Origin of the sequence: Corynebacterium jeikeium (assembly GCF_000738175.1) — a bacterium.
Lineage (GTDB): Bacteria > Actinomycetota > Actinomycetes > Mycobacteriales > Mycobacteriaceae > Corynebacterium > Corynebacterium jeikeium_C.
Genome location: NZ_JFCH01000056.1, coordinates 1 through 5507, shown reverse-complemented (window position 1 = coordinate 5507; position 5507 = coordinate 1). Strand labels below are relative to the sequence as shown.

The 5507-nt window shown below is 53.1% G+C and carries 2 rRNA genes; both read left to right on the top strand.

Features of this window, described 5'->3' with window-relative positions:
* The first annotated feature begins 419 nt into the window (after positions 1-419).
* A 16S ribosomal RNA gene (locus tag JQ46_RS09505) occupies positions 420-1943 on the top strand.
* Between the two features lie 410 nt (positions 1944-2353).
* Positions 2354-5430: ribosomal RNA gene (locus tag JQ46_RS09500) — 23S ribosomal RNA — on the top strand.
* The 16S and 23S rRNA genes sit together here, the layout of an rRNA operon.
* Positions 5431-5507: the final 77 nt, after the last annotated feature.

Here is a 5507-nt window from a genome sequence, read left to right as displayed (position 1 = left end):
GTGTGCGTAGGTTGTTTGAGAACTCAATAGCGTGATGAACCAAGTTTAGATACTTTGTTGACCAACCTTTGTGTTGATTCTGATGCATTGTATGTCTTTATTACTTTTGTGACTTGTTTCAGTGCTCCATTGGCTCGCATGGATTGTGGGTTGGTGGTGGTTACGCCAGCGTGGTTTTAACGTGTCCACGATATGTAATGTGCGTATCCCAGCAGGAGTCGCCTTTTTACGGGTGCTTGTTGGGCTGATGAATGGTTATTGGAAAAGTTTTTGGGATGTATGTTGTGTCTGATCAATAGTCAGCGGCGTTTTGTGTTGTTGGTGTTGGTTGATGTGATTTATTTATCCTTTTTTCAATTCTTTTGTCAGTAGTTTTTTGTTTGCCTGGTTTTCAGGCTCACCATGTGTCTGATGGCATTTTTATGGAGAGTTTGATCCTGGCTCAGGACGAACGCTGGCGGCGTGCTTAACACATGCAAGTCGAACGGAAAGGCCCTTTGCTTGCAAGGGGTACTCGAGTGGCGAACGGGTGAGTAACACGTGGGTGATCTGCCTTGCACTTCGGGATAAGCCTGGGAAACTGGGTCTAATACCGGATAGGACCATGCTTTAGTGTGTGTGGTGGAAAGTTTTTCGGTGCAAGATGAGCCCGCGGCCTATCAGCTTGTTGGTGGGGTAATGGCCTACCAAGGCGACGACGGGTAGCCGGCCTGAGAGGGTGTACGGCCACATTGGGACTGAGACACGGCCCAGACTCCTACGGGAGGCAGCAGTGGGGAATATTGCACAATGGGCGCAAGCCTGATGCAGCGACGCCGCGTGGGGGATGACGGCCTTCGGGTTGTAAACTCCTTTCGCTAGGGAAGAAGCCTTTTGGTGACGGTACCTGGATAAGAAGCACCGGCTAACTACGTGCCAGCAGCCGCGGTAATACGTAGGGTGCGAGCGTTGTCCGGAATTACTGGGCGTAAAGAGCTCGTAGGTGGTTTGTCGCGTCGTCTGTGAAATCCCGGGGCTTAACTTCGGGCGTGCAGGCGATACGGGCATAACTAGAGTGCTGTAGGGGAGACTGGAATTCCTGGTGTAGCGGTGAAATGCGCAGATATCAGGAGGAACACCGATGGCGAAGGCAGGTCTCTGGGCAGTTACTGACGCTGAGGAGCGAAAGCATGGGTAGCGAACAGGATTAGATACCCTGGTAGTCCATGCCGTAAACGGTGGGCGCTAGGTGTGGGGGTTTTATTTACGATTCCCGTGCCGTAGCTAACGCATTAAGCGCCCCGCCTGGGGAGTACGGCCGCAAGGCTAAAACTCAAAGGAATTGACGGGGGCCCGCACAAGCGGCGGAGCATGTGGATTAATTCGATGCAACGCGAAGAACCTTACCTGGGCTTGACATACACCGGATCGCTGCAGAGATGTAGTTTCCCTTGTGGCTGGTGTACAGGTGGTGCATGGTTGTCGTCAGCTCGTGTCGTGAGATGTTGGGTTAAGTCCCGCAACGAGCGCAACCCTTGTCTTGTGTTGCCAGCACGTTATGGTGGGGACTCGCGAGAGACTGCCGGGGTTAACTCGGAGGAAGGTGGGGATGACGTCAAATCATCATGCCCCTTATGTCCAGGGCTTCACACATGCTACAATGGTCGGTACAGTGGGTTGCGATACCGTGAGGTGGAGCTAATCCCTTAAAGCCGGTCTCAGTTCGGATTGGAGTCTGCAACTCGACTCCATGAAGTCGGAGTCGCTAGTAATCGCAGATCAGCAACGCTGCGGTGAATACGTTCCCGGGCCTTGTACACACCGCCCGTCACGTCATGAAAGTTGGTAACACCCGAAGCCAGTGGCCCAAACTTGTTAGGGAGCTGTCGAAGGTGGGATCGGCGATTGGGACGAAGTCGTAACAAGGTAGCCGTACCGGAAGGTGCGGCTGGATCACCTCCTTTCTAAGGAGTTTTTATTTTTTGTTTTTGTTTCTGGGTGAATAGGTAGCCGGTTCAACCATCCTTTGTTGGTGGTTGTTGGGTGCTGTTTTGTTCAGGTCGTAACTGTGGATGTTTAATGTGTTGGGGTTGGCACTTGTGTTGGGGTTGGGTGAGCGAAGTTTTGGTTTGTCATGGCTGTTGGGTGTCTGGGACAATCTGTTTGTTCCTTNTGTGTGGATGCTTGCTAATGGGCGGATGATCACTTCTGTGTGGTTGTTTGTGTGTTGTGGGTGTTCAGTGTTGTTTGAGAACTGTATAGTGGACGCGAGTATCTTCTTTTTTGTGATTTTTGTTTGAAATCATTGTTGTTCACGCGCTGGCTGCATGGATGTTTTGTTTGTGTGGTTGGTGTGTGGGTGTCTTAGTATTTGTGTGTTGTCTGTGAAGGGCGCACGGTGGATGCCTTGGGCATGATAAGCCGATGAAGGACGTGGAAGGCCGCGATAGTCCTCGGGGAGTTGTCAATCGAGCGTTGATCCGAGGGTGTCCGAATGGGGAAACCTGGCCACAGTTGTGTGTGGTCGCTGCATGGATGAATTCATAGTTTGTGTGGTGGTAACGCGGGGAAGTGAAACATCTTAGTACCCGTAGGAGAAGAAAATAATAATGATTCTGCTAGTAGCGGCGAGCGAACGTGGATTTTGGCTAAACTGCATGCGTGTGATACCTGGCAGGGGTTGCGTGTGTGGGGTTGTGGGGTTGTGTTGTGCGGTGCTGCCATGCCGTGCCCTGGTGTCATGTGTTAGCGGAAGTGGTTTGGAATGGCCTGCCGTAGACGGTGAGAGTCCGGTACGTGAAAGCATGTGGTGTTGGGGTTGACATGATGTACCCGAGTAGCAGCGGGCTCGTGGAATCTGCTGTGAATCTGCCGGGACCGCCCGGTAAGCCTGAATACTTATTGTGACCGATAGTGTATGAGTACCGTGAGGGAATGGTGAAAAGTACCCCGGGAGGGGAGTGAAATAGTACCTGAAACCGTGTGCCTACAAGCCGTCAGAGCCTTTTAGAGGGTGATGGCGTGCCTTTTGAAGAATGAGCCTGCGAGTCAGCGGCATGTCGCGAGGTTAACCCGTGTTGTGGGGTAGCCGTAGGGAAACCGAATCCTAATGAGGGTGTTTTTAGTGGCGTGTCCTGGACCCGAAGCGGGGTGATCTACCCATGGCCAGTGTGAAGCAGCTGTAAGAGGCTGTGGAGGCGCGAACCCACTTAGGTTGAAAACTGAGGGGATGAGTTGTGGGTAGGGGTGAAAGGCCAATCAAACTCCGTGATAGCTGGTTCTCCCCGAAATGCATTTAGGTGCAGCGTCGTGTGTTTCTTGCCGGAGGTAGAGCTACTGGTTGGTTGAGCGGGACTATCATCTTAGCGACGTCAGCCAAACTCCGAATGCCGGTAAGTCAGAATGCGGCAGTGAGACTGCGGGGGATAAGCTTCGTTAGTCGAGAGGGAAACAGCCCAGATCGCCGGTTAAGGCCCCTAAGAGTGTGCTAAGTGGAAAAGGATGTGGGATCGCGAAGACAGCCAGGAGGTTGGCTTAGAAGCAGCCATCCTTGAAAGAGTGCGTAATAGCTCACTGGTCGAGTGGTTCTGCGCCGACAATGTAGTGGGGCTCAAGTACACCGCCGAAACCGCGGAACTCAATCTTTTGGTTGGGTTGGTAGGGGAGCGTCGTGTGATCGTGGAAGCTGCCGGGTGACCGTGTGGTGGAGGTTATGCGAGTGAGAATGCAGGCATGAGTAGCGAATGATGCGTGTGAAACGTATCCGCCGGATGACTAAGGGTTCCTGGGTCAAGCTAATCTTCCCAGGGTGAGTCGGGTCCTAAGGCGAGGCCGACAGGCGTAGTCGATGGTTAACGGGTTGATATTCCCGTACCCGTGTGTGTGCGACCAATGGTGAATCAGTGATACTAACCACCCTGAAGCGTGTCACATGCACTTTGTGTGTGTGGTGTGTGGATGCGTGGGACCTGATCTGGTAGTAGCCAAGCGATGGGGTGACGCAGGAAGGTAGCCAAGCCACTGATTGGATTGTGGTGTAAGCGTGTGGCCCGCAGGATTAGGTAAATCCGTCCTGCATGTGGGTGAGGCGTGATGCGTACCCGTTGTGGGGATGTTGGTGATCCTATGCTGTCGAGAAAAGCCTCTAGTGAGTGCATGTACGGCCCGTACCGTAAACCGACACAGGTGGTCAGGTAGAGAATACTAAGGCGTTCGGGTGAACTGTGGTTAAGGAATTCGGCAAAATGGCCCCGTAACTTCGGGAGAAGGGGTGCCACTGCTGGTGAACGACGTGTTGAGCTGGTGGTGGTCGCAGAGAATAGAGGGAAGCGACTGTTTACTAAAAACACAGGTCCGTGCGAAGACGGGTAAGTCGATGTATACGGACTGACGCCTGCCCGGTGCTGGAAGGTTAAGAGGACCTGTTAGGACTTTTGTCCGAAGCGGAGAATTTAAGCCCCAGTAAACGGCGGTGGTAACTATAACCATCCTAAGGTAGCGAAATTCCTTGTCGGGTAAGTTCCGACCTGCACGAATGGCGTAACGACTTCCCTGCTGTCTCAACCACAGGCCCGGTGAAATTGCAGTACGAGTAAAGATGCTCGTTACGCGCGGCAGGACGAAAAGACCCCGGGACCTTCACTATAGCTTGGTATTGGTGTTCGGTTCGGTTTGTGTAGGATAGGTGGGAGACTGTGAAGCGGCTACGCTAGTGGTTGTGGAGTCGTTGGTGAAATACCACTCTGATCGGATTGGGCATCTGAACCTCGGCCCGTGATCCGGGTTAGGGACAGTGCCTGGTGGGTAGTTTAACTGGGGCGGTTGCCTCCCAAAGTGTAACGGAGGCGCCCAAAGGTTCCCTCAGCCTGGTTGGCAATCAGGTGTTGAGTGTAAGTGCACAAGGGAGCTTGACTGTGAGACTGACAGGTCGAGCAGGTACGAAAGTAGGGACTAGTGATCCGGCACCGGCTTGTGGAAGCGGTGTCGCTCAACGGATAAAAGGTACCCCGGGGATAACAGGCTGATCTTCCCCAAGAGTCCATATCGACGGGATGGTTTGGCACCTCGATGTCGGCTCGTCGCATCCTGGGGCTGGAGTAGGTCCCAAGGGTTGGGCTGTTCGCCCATTAAAGCGGCACGCGAGCTGGGTTTAGAACGTCGTGAGACAGTTCGGTCTCTATCCGCCGTGCGCGTTGAAACTTGTAGAAGGCTGTCCCTAGTACGAGAGGACCGGGACGGACATACCTCTGGTGGGCCAGTTGTCACGCCCGTGGCATGGCTGGTTGGCTACGTATGGGAGGGATAACCGCTGAAAGCATCTAAGCGGGAAGCCTGTTCTGAGATGAGGTTTCTTTTGAGGTTCCCTGTAGATTATGGGGTTGATAGGCCGGATCTGGAAGTCATGTGAGTGATGGAGGTGACCGGTACTAATTAGCCGATGTTCAACACATTATTTGTGTGCTAGGGTTTTGATTTCTTGTCGCATTGTGAGTGTGCTCGCGTCTGTTATGCAGTGTCTGGAACGGCAC